Here is a 15,865-nt window from a genome sequence, read left to right on the forward strand (position 1 = left end):
AAGTATTGCTAATACCTACTTAATCTCTCTAACCTTTTTGATTTCCTAAAGTTCGGATCAATTGTATTTATTTCACAAATGTATCACACATCCACTCATAAAACTTTTCCTTCTCTTCAAATTGCGGATAATGAGCTGATTTCTCAAAAGTAATAAATTCTTTTTTATCCGCTTCAATCATATCAAAATATTTTCTTGCTGCAAGAAATGAAGTATTATAATCGTATTTTCCCATAAGAAAATAAAACGGTAGATTCAGCTTAGTTACTTTAGTAGGTAATGGATTCTTTAAATCTTCTTCTAATAAAACTGTTTGAGAATAGGATAATCCATAGTTATAACGAATTACGTCAAACAAGTTATATTCATTACTGAATAACATCCCTATGCTATCACCATCTGGATTTTCAATAAGTCTTGAAGTTCCACCGTATTTCGCAACATAATTTCGCGGGGTATATGTATCGCCATTTTTAATTTGTTCAGTTAACCCTTTTAAATGTGAAACCTCATCCGCATTCCCAGCATTTTGTGCCTGTTCAATAACGTAGTTTAAACTATCCATCTCACTTTCTACTGTATCGCTCATCTGTCCAATGCCAATATATGCTTCATATTTTTCAGGAGCTTTGTTGGCAGCCTGTATTCCAATATATGTACCATAAGAATGGCCTATTATAATTACTTTTTCTTTGCCTAGACGTTTTGAAACGTAATCCGTCATAGCTAATAAATCCTCCACGAGTAGATCTGATGAAAGGTTAGAATAGTCTTCAAAGAAATGATACGATTTTCCACTTGCTCTTTGATCGTAATTGACAACCGTGAATTTCTCTTCCAATAAGTCTTGGTATTTTTGAGCATATGGTATTTCCGAAGAACCTGGTCCACCATGAACAAAGATAATAACTGGATTACTCTTATCTTTGCCTCGTATCATAATTTCATGACCAGTTCCATTTATCTCTACTTGTTCTAATGTACTTATACTGTTTTTGACCTTTATTTGTGAGGTCCATGTAGGAAATACCAACGCTATGATTAGTAATAGTATAGTAATGACTCCGATAAGTTTTATTAATTTTTTTATCTTCCTCATACAACGTTTCCTTTCCTTTAAATTTATAAAAATATCAATTCCATCTAAATTTGTTTGTACATTATTAGTCTCCCATACACTTCTTAACTTTCCACTACATAAACCCTTAACATTTCCTTAATTTTCTATATATTCATTACAGAAAGACTTGAAAACATCTCGCATACACGTATTTATGTATCACAAGCACAGAAAAAAGCCCTTATTTTCATAACAAGGACTCCATTGTTTTCCTATTTCGCTATCTCTTCTTTCGGCATTACCATACCTTTATAAAGTTGGACAGTAATCCAATAATAAATGAAATAAATTACTATGAATATTCCTATTGGCATCCACACTTTTACAAACGGGTCAACTAATATAAAGCTGAATAAGTTAAGCCCTACTAACACGTGGGAAATTCCAATAATTGCTGGGAATATAAATAAATATGAGATTTCTTTATATATACTTTTTGTTAACATACTACGTCTCACACCGATTTTTCGTAGCATTTCATAACGGCGTACATCACGAGAAGCGCCTGTTAATATTTTGAACATAAGGGAACTCGCCATCATTGCTAAAAACGCAATTCCAAGGAAAAACCCCATAAACATTGTTCCGCTCATGAAACTGTTCATGAACTGATAAATTGTCATTTTCGTATATAGTTCTACTTTTGCGCCTGTTGTTTTTTCAATTAATTCTTTTTGTCTCTTATCTATATCGAGCAACAATGGTTTATATTTTTTCATATCATCTACTTTTGCTAATGTTACAGTATGTTCTGTTCCTTGAATTCCTTTATAACGCTCTTCATCTGCAATTCTTACAGGTTTTCCGTTAAATTGATTATGTGTAATTTGTATTTCTCTTACAACCGCATCTTCCCAATCTTTTGGCATACGAGGAAGCTTATTCGCTACCTCAGGAGCTTCCAAAGCAGAATAGACAGGTTCAGTTAAAGGTTCAGTCACACGTTTACGAGCAGGTTCTTTCAAAGTCTTTGTATCAAAGTGATCAGAAACAAGTGGCGGTTTAGCAGTTAAATCGTTACGTAAGTAATAAACCGCTTCTCCATCTACTTTATACTTATACTTACTTTCTTCAACAATTTCCATTTCTTTTAATGCTGCTTTATCTTGTTCATTTGGATCATGAATTACGACATCATATACACGTGAGAAGTCTGTCATAATGCCTACATTCTTTTGAAACGCCATACCTGCTGTCATGGCACCTGCACCTAATGCAATTAACATCGCTACAGTGCCTAGTACTCTCGATAAACTAGTTACTCGAAAACGTAATTGTGCATAAGTAAAACTATTTAATCCCGTTTCATTTCGTTTTTTATTCCCCTTAATTTTCATTACAAAAAGTGGGAGTAACGAGCTAAAAATGAAATACGTTCCTACTGTCGTAACAATTGTCGCTATTATAAATCCTAGTTCAGCAAACATTTTTATATTTACCATAAAATAGTATCCTGTACTTACTAGCAATACACCTAGTACTGTCATAATAACTGTGCGAGTTTTACTTTTCTTCACTTCATCTTGCGTTTCGTCTTCACGTATTAACTCTAATTCTGTTTTACGTAATAATCGGAAACTATTCATTACACCAGTAATGAAAAATAATATTAAGAAGAAAATAGATGTAACTAATATAGCTGGTGTGTATACAGATGCGTAATTACCTTTTGCTGAAATTTCCATTCCATTCATTAAAAAATTTCCTGCTACACTAGCAAGTATTATTCCTACTAAAATACCGATAATAATACTGACAATACCCATACCAAAAGTCTCAATAAATAATAATTGCGCTACTTTTTTCTTTTTCGCTCCAAGCATCATGTACATACCGAGTTCTTTTCTTCTTAATGTAAGTAAAAAAGAATTGGCATATATGATGTAAAAAACTGTAATGAAAGAAAGCAATATTGCACCAACCCAGAAGACGAGCCTAATACTACTAATGAGACTATTATCTTTTGTAAATTCACTATTCATCGCCATCGTTTGGAACATGTAAAAAATACTAATACTAATGACTAGACCAATAAGTAAAACCATATAATCCTTTAACATTTTTTTCATACTATGACGTGATAATTTGAATAACATAGTCTCGCCCCCTTACTTCGACTCAGTTGCTGAGCCCATTTGGGCAAGCACACCTAAAATATCTTGATAGAAATTTTCTCGTGTTCCTTGACGATTTAACTCTTTATAAAGAAGTCCATCCTGAATAAATAAAATACGTTCACAATAACTCGCACTAAATGCATCGTGTGTTACCATCAAAATACTTACATTGTGATTTTCATGTAAATCTTGCATCGCTTCTAATAAACTTTTTGCATTTTTACTATCAAGCGCTCCTGTCGGTTCATCTGCTAATACGATTGCCGGATTATGTACTAAAGCTCGTGCTGCCGCTGTTCTTTGTTTTTGTCCACCAGAAACAGCAGTCGGATATTTTGTTAAAATTTCAGTAATCCCTAATTTCTTTGCTACTCCATTTACCTTCCCAGTAATTTCACTTGACGGTACACCTTGCAAAGAAAGTGGTAAAGCGATATTTTCATAAATTGATAAATTTTCTAGTAAGTTAAAATCTTGAAAAATAAATCCTAATTTTTGAGAACGAAAATCTGATAATGCATTCCCCTTCATAGAAGTAATATTTGTGCCAGCTATTGTTACACTACCACCTGTCGCTTGATCAAGTGTACTAATCACATTTAGTAATGTCGTTTTACCAGATCCAGAAGGACCCATAATCCCTACAAACTCTCCTTCTTTAATACTTAATGAAACACCCCTTAATGCTTTGGATTGATTTTCATTCCTTTTTCCGTACGTTTTTTCTACACTTTCCACAGTAACTACATTTGTTGACATCTCTTTCACTCCATCCCTTTTGTATAAAATTAATTTCTCACATTTTTCTTATCTTTTTCTCATGTAAATCCTTAAGAATTTTTTAATTTTTCTAACAAAAATAGATATATAAGTAGAATGAACCTATTTCCTCTTTCATATTCTCACTTTTCTAAAACTCGTTCCTTCGATTTCCCTTACATTTACCTTACATTTTTGTAAGGTAAACAAGAAAACACACAACTTCATAAAAGCATTTCTTTGTAATGAGAAATACTTTTTATTTTTGTTAAAATTAAAAGGATATTTCAATAACAATAATAACATAATAAAAAACAACACAATTTTATTGTTAAACGATAAATTATATGATAAAATCATGTTGACATTAAATAATCGAGGTGCTTTTTATGAAACAAGTTACGACACTCTTTTTAAAGCTAGCTATTATTTTTATAGGAATCCCAGTTCTTGCATTGTGCATATTTTTGGTGCCTAAGATCGGGAATTTTGCTGGAGAATTGTATCCAGATATTGCTTATATGAAATCTCTCATTTTAATCGATATGTATGCGGCAGCGATACCTTTTTACTTTGCTCTGTATCAAGCTTTTAAACTTTTAAGCTATATTGATAAAAACCAAGCGTTCTCGGAATTATCGGTAAACGCTTTAAAGAATATAAAATACTGTGCCATCACGATCAGTACCTTGTACTTGCTAGGTATGCCACTCTACTATCTCATGGCGAAAAAAATTGATCCTCCAAGTTTCATACCAATCGGATTGACCATCATTTTCGCCTCTATGGTAATCGCCGTTTTTGCTGCTGTTCTCCAAAGACTTTTACAAGAAGCTATTAATATAAAATCAGAAAATGATTTAACGGTCTGAGGTGGAGGATATGGCAATTATTATTAATATTGATGTGATGTTAGCAAAACGAAAAATGAGCGTAACGGAGCTTTCGGAGAGGGTCGGGATTACGATGGCGAATCTTTCCATTCTGAAAAATGGGAAAGCAAAAGCGGTTCGTTTTTCAACATTAGAAGCGATATGTAAGACTTTAGATTGTCAACCAGGTGATATTTTGGAGTACAAAAGCGACGAATACACTCAATAAAAACCGACAACAACTTTCTTCAACCAATGGGATTAAATTGTGAAACGCAGAGAAGGGATAGCGATTAAGCTATCCCTTCTCTGCATTTATTATTGTTATTTAATTTATCTTTAATTACTTTAAATTCAGTATTACATATAAATGGTATGTTTTATTATCAATCTCTATTTCCTGTTTTTCATTTCCTCTTTCATACTTTCCACAAACGCATCTAGCGCAACAACTTCTGACTTCTCTTCACCATATTTACGTACATTTACAGCTTCGCTTTCCATTTCCTTATCCCCAATAACAAGAACATAAGGAACTTTTTGCATTTGCACTTCTCTTATTTTATATCCTAATTTTTCATCTCGCATATCTTGCTCAACACGAATGCCAGCTTGTGCTAATTTATCTACAACCTCATTTACGTATTGTTCATGTACTGCATTTGAAACTGGAATTACTTTCACTTGAACTGGTGCCACCCACGCTGGGAACGCGCCTCCAAAGTGCTCAATTAATATTGCTAAGAAGCGATCTAAAGATCCTAAAACTGCTCGGTGGATGACAACTGGTCTTCTCTTTTCATTCTTCTCATCTATATAATTTAAATCGAATTTCTCTGGCATTTGGAAATCGAGCTGGATTGTTCCGCACTGATGACTTCTATTTAAAGCATCTTTAATATGGAAATCAATTTTCGGTCCGTAAAATGCACCGTCACCTTCATTTAGTCTGTATTTATAATTTAATGATTGTAATACATTCGCTAATGCTGCTTCTGCTTGCTCCCATAACTTATCATCACCCATTGAATCTTCTGGACGAGTAGAAAGCTCTACTTCATACTGGAATCCAAAAGTTTTATATACGTAATCAATTTGCGCCATTACTGATTTGATTTCATCTTCAATTTGTTCTGGAGTTACAAATAAATGAGCATCATCTTGGCAGAAAGTACGAACTCTTAATAATCCGTTTAAAGCGCCACTAAATTCATGTCGATGTACTTGACCGAACTCACACATGCGAATCGGTAATTCACGATAAGAGTGCAATTTGTTTTTAAACATAAGCATATGTCCAGGGCAGTTCATCGGTTTTAATGCAAAACTTTTATTATCCACTTCTGAGAAATACATATTATCTTTATAATGTCCCCAGTGTCCTGACTTCTCCCATAATTCTTGATTCATCATAAATGGAGTACGCACTTCTTGATAATTGTACTCTTTTTGAATTTCTCTTAAAAATGCTTCTAATTCGTTGCGGATAATCTGTCCTTTCGGCAAGTAAAACGGCATGCCCGGAGCTTCTTCCGAAAACATAAACAATTCAAGTTCACTACCTAATTTTCGATGATTTCTCTTCGCAGCCTCTTCAACAAAATGCAAATAATTTTCTAATTCTTTTTGTGAAGCAAATGCAACGCCATATATACGCTGAAGCACTTGATTATTACTATCACCTCGCCAATATGCACCGGAAACGTTAGTTAATTGAAATGCTTTCAAATAGCCTGTTGACGGTAAATGTGGTCCTCTACATAAATCTACAAATTCACCTTGTTTATATAGTGTTACACTTTCCCCATTAGGGATTGCTTCTAAAAGTTCTAATTTCAAGTGATCGTTCATTTCTTTAAACAGTTTTTTTGCCTCTTCTCGTGAGACCTCAACTCGTTCTATCTTTACATTTTCATTTATAATCTTTTTCATTTCTTTTTCGATTTTCGGTAAATCTTCTACGTTTACACTACTCGGAAGATCCATATCATAATAAAATCCATTTTCAATAACAGGCCCTACACCCAGGTTTATGTCACCATACATTCTTTTTACAGCTTGAGCTAAAATATGTGCAGCGGAGTGTCTTGCAATTTCTACACCTTCATTTGAATCTATAGTAATGATTTCTACTTCCGCATTTTCTTCAATGTTTCGGCGTAAATCAAAAAATTGATTGTTTACTTTTCCTGCAACTGCTTTCTTTTTTAAACTACTGCTAATGGATCCAGCAATTTCTTCTAAAGTAATTCCTTTCACAAATTCTTTCACGCTACCATCTAGAAATTTAATTTCGATCATCTGTTCTTTCATTTTTCATCTCTCCATTTCATAATAAAAAGCACACTCATCCCTAATATAGGGACGAGCGTGCTTTTACCCGTGGTTCCACCCAGATTCCCATCACTAAATGCAATGGCTTCTTTTACGGTAACGTCGTTTACACGGCACTAGATACTTTGTTTCCCCAGTGCAGCTCTAAGGTGGTAAGTTATTTTTCTGCGTTAGGAAGTTCTCAGCTTTCCTTCCCTCTCTGTATAACCGGGTAAAATAACTCGTGTCCTTTTCTTCGCTTATTATAAAATTGAATGCAAAAAAAGCATATTCATCCCTAAATATAGGGACGAATATGCTTATATCCGTGGTTCCACCCAGATTCCCATCGAAAAAAGACGATGGCTTCTTTTGCGGTAACGTCGCTTACACGGCACTAGATACTTAATTTCCCCAGTGCAGCTCTAAGGTGGTAAGTTATTTTTCTGCGTTAGGAAGTTCTCAGCTTTCCTTCCTTCTCTGTATAACCGGGTAAAATAACTTGTGTCCTTTTCTTTGCTTTTATAAGTACATCCATTAATTGTTATTTACTATATCTTATTCAATTTATTTTTGCAAGTGTTTAAAAAATATTTTTTCATTAATAAAAAAGAAACCAAAAATCCACTTTTGGTTTCCCCTTCTCTTTATTACCAATCTTGTGGTTCGTAATTTAAGTCTGAAAATAGGCGTTTTTTCTCTTTTTTCGATAAATCTCTCCACTGTCCAACCGGTAAATTATTCAATTCAATATTCATAATTCTCGTACGTTTTAACGTATATACTTGATAACCTAAAGCTTCACACATACGGCGAATTTGACGATTTAGCCCCTGTGTTAAAATAATTTTGAACTCATATTTTGATAACTGTGTAATCTCACAAGGAAGAGTTTTTGTATCTAAAATTTTAACACCTGCTGCCATTTTCTCTAAAAACTCCGATGTAATCGGTTTATCTACTGAAACAATATATTCTTTTTCATGTTTATTTTCAGCACGTAAAATCTCATTAACAATATCGCCATCATTCGTTAACAAAATTAAACCGTCTGAGTCTTTATCAAGACGTCCAATATGACTAATTCGTAAAGGATGATTCACTAAATCGATAATATTACCTTTTACTGCTTTTTCACTTGTACATGTAATACCTACTGGTTTATTTAAAGCGATATATACGTGATCTCGAGCAATACGAAGTTGCTCTCCATTTACGCGCACATCATCACCTGGATTTACTTGGTCACCAATTTTTGCAACCTTACCGTTAATAATTACTCTTCTCTCATTAATTAATTTATCTGCTCCACGTCGAGACGCTTTTCCAGCTTCACTAATAAATTTATTGATACGCAAATTAGGCACATCCTTTTCTAAAAAAAATTTCAAGCTCACACTGCTTCTACCGTACAATACAAAAGGGTAAGCCTCCTATTATAACTTAAATATATTAACATGAAAGGGTATATAACGTCTTCTATTAATTACTCATTTATAAGAAAATATCATTATTATACATTCATTTATGCACGTTTTGTACACTTAATATACAAGCCACTCTTCCTTACATACAGCTTGTTTACTTCTTATATCTTCTAAATCTTCATGAATATTAGCTAGTTTATACAACTCAGGGAAAATCTCTTCTACATAATTTTGATGCGCCATTTCATCTTTCCAATAAGTTAACACTATGTAACGATTTTCAGTTTTTAAAGACTTCCCAATAACGCCACCTAACATCCCTTTTGCATTTTCCATTCCTTTATTCCAAATTGTTTCTTGCTTATGTAAGAATTGCTTTTCCTTTTCTTCCTTTACATCACAAATTGCAACTCTTACAAATGCTCCTTGTGTAATTACATCTTTCATAGACGTTTCTGTTATATCATACAACGCTTGAAACATCTCGATATTACAGGAAATATATGTACCTTCTTGATTACTATTTAGAAAAATTGTATCATGAGCATCATTCATAAACGATTGATATGCATTTCTATCTGCCCATAAAGTAAATACACATGCTTCCTCTTCACTCCACCCACCAAATTGTCCATTAAATCCATCTAAATGCTGTAAATCACGCCATTTTTCTTGAGCAGCCGCAAACATCTCCCTTTTCTCTTCTTCCACTTTGCAAAATATTGTTTTTAGTAACATTTCTAGTTCCCCCTTATAATACAATCTCCCTCTTACAACAATTAGTTTACATAACAAAACTATAGTAACTTACAGTTTCTACTTTTGTACAATACACAAACAATCATTTTGTAGCACTATATCTATCAAACCATCTATCTATGTTCATTTCAAATAATTATGAATATAAAAAAGATGTAGCCCTATACGAATTACATCTAAATCTTATCTCCCTTGTATATCTATTGCTCAAATAAATAATACGTAATTTCTCCCGGATAATGTAATATAGTTACATTTCGCTCCCCTTTTTTAAAACTAACAGTATGCCCATTTTCACCTAAGTTCTCCCATCCACCTGCATTCGTAATAGGCATTACACTTATATATTTATAATCCTCTTCATTATCATCGTTAATATGTATTGCTGACATTGGTACTGGAAAATCTTCAATTTTAGATTCTTTATTCATATATATGAGTGCAAATAAACCAACCAATAACATAGCCGTTGCACTATTTGAAACTAGTTTTCTTTTATTCATTTTCACTAAAAATCCCCTTTCTCACATATTACTTTCATCATTTTACTAATTTTAATTATTTATGTATAGAAAAGATGTAATTCAAATCTCTTCTAACCTATTTTCACTATTTAAAACAACATTATTGTTATATATTATAATTATAAGTTTTTATTTTTGGAGGCGTTACATATTGAAGAAATTATTTTTTACTAAATGGACAGTTGTTATTTTTATTTTCATCATTTTCGGTACGATTTTCTACGTAACTAATGTTAAAAATAACAACGAAAAAGTAACTGTAGAAACAGTGGATACAAAAACTTTTAAAGCTAAATTACAACCTAAAATTAATGAATTAACTACTAACTATAATGACATCATTGAGAAAGATTGGTTGCCCGCCTGGGAAGAGATTAACACGAATGGAGATGCAGTAGATAGAAATAAGCTATTAGTTACAATGAGTGCTGTTTCCAAGCAATATGAAACAATTATGAAAGAAATAGACACGATAAAAATTGAAGAAAACATAACAGATATACATATACAAGAACAACTAATCCAATTCACAACTCAGTTTAAAGCTGCATCAAACTTCATGAAAAATGCAGCAGATTTAATTATTGATAAATACAATAATTCTACTCCAGCCAATGAAATAATTGAAGAGACAAAACAGGCTTTAGGGCTTGCGGATCAACATATTGTCATCGCTTTATCTACTTTAAATGAAATTGAAGATAAATTAGGACTTTCTAAAAAATAAAACTGTTTACTATTTTAAAATAAAAAATGATTGCAATTCTCATTTTGTCTGTCTATAATATTTTTATTGATTTATAATCAATGCGTTTAAGTTATTAATTTTATAATTCGGATGAACCATTCAGGAGAAGGTCTATTGATCTACCGACGGGGCAAAAAGTTGTTAAACCAACTTTGAAACTCTCAGGTCTTGGTTACAAGTAGAACTGCATGGGGACGAATCTCTGGAGAGACTCCCTCTCGCTTTTAATAGCGCGGAGGAAAACGAGCGCCGAAGGAGCAAATCCGCTATTTTAGCGGATAATCTCTCAGGTAAAAAGGACAGAGACAAGCGAAAGAAAATGCCGATTTGTATCGGTTTATTTTTCTATTCCTTGTTTCTCCAGAGACCATTTCATTTACTTGAAGTGGTTTTTATTTTTTCTAAAAAAGGAGAATAAAGATGGAGACAGTAAGTAAAGTATTAGAACAAATTAATCAGTATGTGTGGGGGTTGCCAACTTTGTTGCTACTCGTTGGAACTGGTATCATTCTCACAGTGCGCTTAAAAGGTTTACAGTTTAGTAAACTAATATACGCTCACAAACTAGCTTTTAAAAAATCAGAGGATACATCATCTTCTGGAGATATTAGTCACTTCCAAGCACTTATGACGGCTATGGCTGCAACGATTGGTATGGGAAATATAGCAGGTGTCGCAACTGCTGTGACGATTGGTGGACCCGGCGCAATCTTTTGGATGTGGATTACTGCTTTATTCGGAATGGCAACAAAGTATGCCGAAGCAATCCTTGCGGTGAAATACCGTGTTAGTAATGAAAATGGTGAATACTCTGGTGGACCAATGTATTATTTAGAACGTGGTTTAGGGAAAAAGTGGCTGGCTGTTTTATTCGCTATATTCGGCACAGCTGCTTCTTTCGGTATCGGTAATATGGTTCAATCTAATTCAGTTGCAGAGGCAATGCGAATCAACTTCTCTTTCCCTCCTGCATTAACTGGTATATTCATGTCATTCTTAATCGCTATCGTTATTTTAGGTGGTGTAAAAAAAATCGGGAAAGTGACAGGATTTATCGTTCCTATTAAAGCTTTCTTTTATATAATTGCTGGTCTTATTATTATTTTCTATCACTTTGATCAAATTCCAGAAGCATTTTCACTTATTTTTTCTGGTGCATTTAATGGTACTGCAGCTGCTGGTGGTTTTATTGGAGCAACAGTTGCATCAGCTATTCAAATAGGAATGGCGCGCGGTGTATTTGCGAACGAAGCTGGTTTAGGTAGTGCTCCTATTGCTGCGGCTGCTGCCAAAACAGATTCACCTGCAAAACAAGCTTTAGTTTCTATGACTGGTACTTTTCTCGATACATTTATTGTATGTACAATTACTGGTCTTGTATTAATTACAACAGGTGCATGGAAATCTGGTAAAACCGGCGTTGAAGCTACAACATTAGCATTCCAATCTGTATTCGGTACTGCTGGTAGTATGATTCTCGGTATCGCCATTATATTATTCGCCTACTCTACTATATTAGGATGGTCGTATTACGGTGAGAAATGTGTAGCTTATTTATTTGGACAAGGTGCTGTACGATATTATAAAGCAATCTTTATCGTTATGATAGCTATTGGAGCTAATTTAAAGTTAGGTGTTGTATGGACATTTGCTGATATTGCAAATGGACTTATGGCGATTCCAAACTTAATTGGTCTAATTGGATTAAGTGGTGTAGTTGTCGCTGAAACAAATCGGTTTTTACAAGCAGAGAAATTAAAAGAACGCAATAAAAAACAGGCAAGTTAATGTTTGCTTGAAATAAAATCCGTTCAAATTTCATTACAAATATCGATTGTATATAGAATAAACCCACACATTTTGAAAAATGTGTGGGTTTTAATTATTGTCCACTTAAACAAACACAACTGTTAGTTTAAGAATATTCCTTCATGATTAACATAAATAACGCTTTCTTTAAACGGTATAACTTTATTTTAAAGCCACAGTTAATCTATCAAAAAAGGAATGACTCATATATAATATAATGAGCATTCTTTTTTCAAACTATATTACTCCCCATCCTTCTGAACCATATGTAAATACAGTACAAAATCCATCATAGTCGACGAATGACCAAGTTGACGAATCATTGCTGTTATATTTCCTCTATGATATGTACCATGATTTACGACGTGTTGCACTAATTCTAAAATTGAAGTATCTAGTGTCCCTGCATATGGATTCTTGATAACAAATTCAGCATTTACATCTTGTTGTGTACTTAGAAATTCTTTATACTGATTAGCCATATTTATAAACATTTTTTCTAATTCATTTAGCGATTTTGTATCGATTTGTTTTTTAAATTTTTCACGATTTTGTATTGCTTCACTCATACTACTGCCATGTAATATGTGTAACCACACTTGATCTGTAATATAAATATGCGCAAAAGTATCCTTAATTGATGGAAATACACTCTGTATCTGTTCATTAAAAATTGTCTCATAGTTTGGTAACTCTTTTAGTCGATTGAATAATCGTGTATTAGCCCAAGCATGGTAATCAAACTGCTTTAACATATAATCTTTCAATTTAAATCGCCTCCTTATTGTATGAAACGAATGTTTTGCTTCTTCATTTCCGATTCTCTATCAGCTTTTACAATCCCTTTTTCATTCATTTCATGTTTATTTATAGTTTTATATTTTACGTACGTATGAAATTCCGTTTTAAATGGAAACGGTGTAATTTGAATTGTTTCCTCGTCCACCCATTTAGCTTGAATAGGCTTCTCCCCCTTACTATTAAACATTTCTGTTCCTTCAAAACCCTCTTTAAATAAATCAATTTCATCTTTCTTTTTTACACCAGGTTTATTCATACATACATATAAAGAAAGTTCATCGCAAAACTTTAATAATCTATAATATTTATCGAACATCGCATATTGTTCTTTTGTTAACGTTTTCAAAATTCTTTTTTGTCGTTCCAATTCATGTTTATAAAAAGACATCATCTCTTCATTTTCCTCATTTAATGGAAATGATAAAAAGTGCTTACTACAAAGTAGCGCCCCGTATGGATTAGAATCTTCAATTTCATTCAAGCCAATCGTATAAAAAACAAATCGTAATGAACTTGGACAATCCATAAATGTATACGGAATATTTTTAGCATCATTCAAAATTGGTACTTTATCAAGCTCTATCCATCCTCTATCATGTTCGTATATTGCATCAATTGTCTCTTTTTAGTATGTTTTATCTTCAAAAACATCTTCTTTTATATGGCTTGCAATCTCATCAGCTAAAAAACCATGATCATGTTGACGAATTAATATACTTTCTTTCTCATTCTTTTCACGAAAAATCATCCGTATACTCCCCCCTCATCTTCATATTATAACTTGTCGTATGCATCAATTCTTAATAAATTCCTTTTAATTTGCAGGGATTCAGTTTCTTTCAACGAAATTAACATAAATATACAGCATTCTTTCTAATCACAAAGTTAGCTTTATCTTTACTAACCATTATACTAAAACATTCATTCTAAAAAATTTTTTATGAGGTGAAAACATGAATAAAACAGAATTAATTAAAAATGTGGCACAAACAGCTGATATTTCTCAAAAGGATGCTTCTGCAGCTGTACAATCCGTATTTGACACAATTGCTAACGCATTACAATCTGGCGATAAAGTGCAATTAATTGGCTTTGGAACTTTTGAAGTGCGTGAAAGATCTGCCCGTACAGGACGTAATCCACAAACTGGCGAAGAAATTCAAATCGCTGCTGGTAAAGTTCCAGCATTTAAAGCAGGTAAAGAATTAAAAGAAGCTGTAAAATAAACAAGAAACCAGCCATTTTATAGGCTGGTTTCTTGTTTATTTCTTATTTAAGCAGTTCCTTTATATTCTCTGCATGATACACTTCACAAATATAAAATACACATTTGCAGTTACTTACAATTTGATATTTTCTAGTTGGATAAACATTCGCCGTAACAGAACATCCATCAAACAATTCGATAATATTTCCAGATGGCTGATATCCTTCATATAATACGTTTCTTCTTACTTCCATCTTTTCTATAAGGTTTTCAACAGGAATATTTCCACTCTCTAATTCACTCTTTATTGTATCCGGTAAAAACGAAGTGTCTGCAAAAATTAGATTTTCAGATAACACCTTACCTTTATAACTAACATTAGATACGCGATAAAGAAATGTTCCGTTTTTATCAAAGAAATTCTTTGCTTCTTTCGGAATATGCTGTCTATCTATTACCTCTTGTTCTAGAACATCAAATTGAACTGTATCATTCAAAAGCTTTTCTAAAGCGAGAATAGATGATGTATCTCCAGAAAATAAAATATTTTTAATTGCTTGTACATTATAAGTTAATTCGTTTTTTCTATTTTCCGCCACTAACATGAGGAACACCTCTTCTATAAAATATTTTATTAAATTGATTTATAATTTAATAGCGATACCGCGTCTAACTGCGTAATTTCAGTTACTTCTTTACTAAATATTGCAATGGAAGCCATATAATCTAAACTAGGTCTTACATCTTCCATCATTGTATTTTCTGCTAACTCTTGTTTATCCTTAAAAACCAACAATTTAGGAGGATCATTTGGAGCTGATACAGTAATTTCTACTGGTGGAATCAATAGTCCTTCACCTGTCGCTTTCAGCACTGCTTCTTTTCGAGTCCAAAATGTTAAAAATCCTTCTAGTCGCTGCTCATCAGGTAATTTCATAACTTGTGCTATTTCAATGTCTGTTAATACGCCCTCTGCCATTTTCATAACATCTACATTTGGATTCATTTGTTCAACATCAACACCGACAGATGCAGATTTTGTAAATGCAACGACAACCCACTCACCCGAATGTGAAACGGATAATTGTGGCATACCTTCTGGTAATTGCGGCCTACCATGTTGTAACTTACATACCGGGCACATTCGATCAATCGGCACTTGAACTGGCGACATAGAAAGTATCTTTCCAAGAACTAACCTACTAATTACGCAACCTATTATAAAACGTGCACGATCTACCGAATGATGATATGAATTTGCTTTCTCTCTCTCTACATCATTTAGCAAATTGTAATGCCATGATTGCAAATCTGAAATTCTTGCCCACCATATTTGACAATCATTCTCATTCAAAGTTGGTACAGAATCTACAACTTTACTCTCTATCATGTAAACTCTCTCCTTTTAA

14 protein-coding genes, 2 pseudogenes, 1 riboswitch and 1 other annotated feature are annotated in these 15,865 nt (G+C 33.1%); of the genes and pseudogenes, 5 read left to right on the forward strand and 11 right to left on the reverse strand.

The window, feature by feature from the left end; all coding sequences use genetic code 11:
- Positions 1-67 precede the first annotated feature (67 nt).
- From BWGOE10_RS12750 to BWGOE10_RS12760, 3 genes are all read right to left on the reverse strand, one after another.
- Positions 68-1,099 (reverse strand): alpha/beta hydrolase, encoded by a 1,032-nt coding sequence (locus BWGOE10_RS12750; RefSeq protein ID WP_070142579.1) that lies wholly within the window; start codon positions 1,097-1,099, stop codon positions 68-70.
- Positions 1,100-1,332: 233 nt separating this feature from the next.
- Positions 1,333-3,216, reverse strand: a complete 1,884-nt coding sequence (locus BWGOE10_RS12755) for an ABC transporter permease (protein ID WP_070142577.1) — start codon at positions 3,214-3,216, stop codon at positions 1,333-1,335.
- A gap of 12 nt (positions 3,217-3,228) precedes the next feature.
- The gene (locus BWGOE10_RS12760) at positions 3,229-3,996 is read right to left on the reverse strand and encodes an ABC transporter ATP-binding protein (RefSeq protein WP_070142575.1); all 768 of its coding nucleotides are present in this window, start codon (positions 3,994-3,996) and stop codon (positions 3,229-3,231) included.
- Between the two features lie 389 nt (positions 3,997-4,385).
- Here BWGOE10_RS12760 and BWGOE10_RS12765 point away from each other — a divergent pair, with 389 nt between their 5' ends.
- Both BWGOE10_RS12765 and BWGOE10_RS12770 read left to right on the forward strand, forming a co-directional pair.
- Positions 4,386-4,868, forward strand: coding sequence for a DUF2975 domain-containing protein (locus BWGOE10_RS12765; RefSeq protein WP_070142574.1), 483 nt, complete (start codon positions 4,386-4,388; stop codon positions 4,866-4,868).
- A gap of 10 nt (positions 4,869-4,878) precedes the next feature.
- The gene (locus BWGOE10_RS12770) at positions 4,879-5,097 is read left to right on the forward strand and encodes a helix-turn-helix domain-containing protein (RefSeq protein WP_002168434.1); all 219 of its coding nucleotides are present in this window, start codon (positions 4,879-4,881) and stop codon (positions 5,095-5,097) included.
- A 164-nt stretch (positions 5,098-5,261) separates the two neighbouring features.
- On the opposite strand, the gene thrS is transcribed toward BWGOE10_RS12770, so the two are convergent.
- From thrS to BWGOE10_RS12790, 4 genes and pseudogenes are all read right to left on the reverse strand, one after another.
- Positions 5,262-7,181 (reverse strand): threonine--tRNA ligase, encoded by a 1,920-nt coding sequence (gene thrS, locus BWGOE10_RS12775; protein WP_070142572.1) that lies wholly within the window; start codon positions 7,179-7,181, stop codon positions 5,262-5,264.
- A gap of 303 nt (positions 7,182-7,484) precedes the next feature.
- Positions 7,485-7,707: a binding site (T-box leader), on the reverse strand.
- 124 nt (positions 7,708-7,831) lie between these two features.
- On the reverse strand, positions 7,832-8,539 hold the full coding sequence (locus tag BWGOE10_RS12780) for a pseudouridine synthase (protein WP_070142879.1): 708 nt from the start codon (positions 8,537-8,539) through the stop codon (positions 7,832-7,834).
- Between the two features lie 186 nt (positions 8,540-8,725).
- Positions 8,726-9,346: a YdbC family protein gene (locus tag BWGOE10_RS12785; RefSeq protein ID WP_070142570.1), complete on the reverse strand. Its 621-nt coding sequence runs from the start codon at positions 9,344-9,346 to the stop codon at positions 8,726-8,728.
- A gap of 221 nt (positions 9,347-9,567) precedes the next feature.
- Positions 9,568-9,911, reverse strand: a pseudogene (locus BWGOE10_RS12790) (hypothetical protein).
- A gap of 131 nt (positions 9,912-10,042) precedes the next feature.
- Between BWGOE10_RS12790 and BWGOE10_RS12795 the strand changes: the two are divergent.
- Both BWGOE10_RS12795 and BWGOE10_RS12800 read left to right on the forward strand, forming a co-directional pair.
- Positions 10,043-10,618 carry a hypothetical protein gene (locus BWGOE10_RS12795; RefSeq protein WP_070142566.1) on the forward strand — a complete coding sequence of 192 codons (576 nt, stop codon included), beginning with the start codon at positions 10,043-10,045 and terminating at the stop codon, positions 10,616-10,618.
- Between the two features lie 213 nt (positions 10,619-10,831).
- Positions 10,832-10,952, forward strand: a riboswitch (glycine riboswitch).
- A gap of 107 nt (positions 10,953-11,059) precedes the next feature.
- Complete coding sequence (locus BWGOE10_RS12800; RefSeq protein ID WP_070142564.1) at positions 11,060-12,427, forward strand: alanine/glycine:cation symporter family protein; 1,368 nt, start codon at positions 11,060-11,062, stop codon at positions 12,425-12,427.
- 263 nt (positions 12,428-12,690) lie between these two features.
- On the opposite strand, the gene BWGOE10_RS12805 is transcribed toward BWGOE10_RS12800, so the two are convergent.
- A complete protein-coding gene (locus BWGOE10_RS12805; protein ID WP_070142562.1) occupies positions 12,691-13,215 on the reverse strand; it encodes a DinB family protein in 525 nt (174 codons plus the stop codon).
- Positions 13,216-13,229: 14 nt separating this feature from the next.
- Positions 13,230-13,997: pseudogene (locus tag BWGOE10_RS12810) on the reverse strand (DUF3891 family protein).
- Positions 13,998-14,202: 205 nt separating this feature from the next.
- On the opposite strand from BWGOE10_RS12810, the gene BWGOE10_RS12815 reads away from it, so the two are divergent.
- A complete protein-coding gene (locus tag BWGOE10_RS12815; protein WP_001043908.1) occupies positions 14,203-14,475 on the forward strand; it encodes an HU family DNA-binding protein in 273 nt (90 codons plus the stop codon).
- Between the two features lie 43 nt (positions 14,476-14,518).
- Here BWGOE10_RS12815 and BWGOE10_RS12820 read toward each other — a convergent pair whose 3' ends face one another.
- A complete protein-coding gene (locus tag BWGOE10_RS12820) occupies positions 14,519-15,061 on the reverse strand; it encodes a cold-shock protein (RefSeq protein ID WP_070142560.1) in 543 nt (180 codons plus the stop codon).
- A 29-nt stretch (positions 15,062-15,090) separates the two neighbouring features.
- Complete coding sequence (sfp, locus tag BWGOE10_RS12825) at positions 15,091-15,846, reverse strand: 4'-phosphopantetheinyl transferase Sfp (protein WP_070142557.1); 756 nt, start codon at positions 15,844-15,846, stop codon at positions 15,091-15,093.
- Between the last annotated feature and the right edge of the window lie 19 nt (positions 15,847-15,865).

Origin of the sequence: Bacillus mycoides (assembly GCF_001757995.1) — a bacterium.
GTDB lineage: Bacteria > Bacillota > Bacilli > Bacillales > Bacillaceae_G > Bacillus_A > Bacillus_A mycoides_B.

What these genes read in the sequence shown, in the direction of transcription:
- BWGOE10_RS12750 (WP_070142579.1), bottom strand. Translation starts at nt 1,099, where the DNA reads ATGAGGAAGATAAAAAAATTAATAAAACTTATCGGAGTCATTACTATA.
- BWGOE10_RS12755 (WP_070142577.1), bottom strand. Translation starts at nt 3,216, where the DNA reads ATGTTATTCAAATTATCACGTCATAGTATGAAAAAAATGTTAAAGGAT.
- BWGOE10_RS12760 (WP_070142575.1), bottom strand. Translation starts at nt 3,996, where the DNA reads ATGTCAACAAATGTAGTTACTGTGGAAAGTGTAGAAAAAACGTACGGA.
- BWGOE10_RS12765 (WP_070142574.1), top strand. Translation starts at nt 4,386, where the DNA reads ATGAAACAAGTTACGACACTCTTTTTAAAGCTAGCTATTATTTTTATA.
- BWGOE10_RS12770 (WP_002168434.1), top strand. Translation starts at nt 4,879, where the DNA reads ATGGCAATTATTATTAATATTGATGTGATGTTAGCAAAACGAAAAATG.
- thrS (WP_070142572.1), bottom strand. Translation starts at nt 7,181, where the DNA reads ATGAAAGAACAGATGATCGAAATTAAATTTCTAGATGGTAGCGTGAAA.
- BWGOE10_RS12785 (WP_070142570.1), bottom strand. Translation starts at nt 9,346, where the DNA reads ATGTTACTAAAAACAATATTTTGCAAAGTGGAAGAAGAGAAAAGGGAG.
- BWGOE10_RS12800 (WP_070142564.1), top strand. Translation starts at nt 11,060, where the DNA reads ATGGAGACAGTAAGTAAAGTATTAGAACAAATTAATCAGTATGTGTGG.
- BWGOE10_RS12815 (WP_001043908.1), top strand. Translation starts at nt 14,203, where the DNA reads ATGAATAAAACAGAATTAATTAAAAATGTGGCACAAACAGCTGATATT.
- BWGOE10_RS12820 (WP_070142560.1), bottom strand. Translation starts at nt 15,061, where the DNA reads ATGTTAGTGGCGGAAAATAGAAAAAACGAATTAACTTATAATGTACAA.
- sfp (WP_070142557.1), bottom strand. Translation starts at nt 15,846, where the DNA reads ATGATAGAGAGTAAAGTTGTAGATTCTGTACCAACTTTGAATGAGAAT.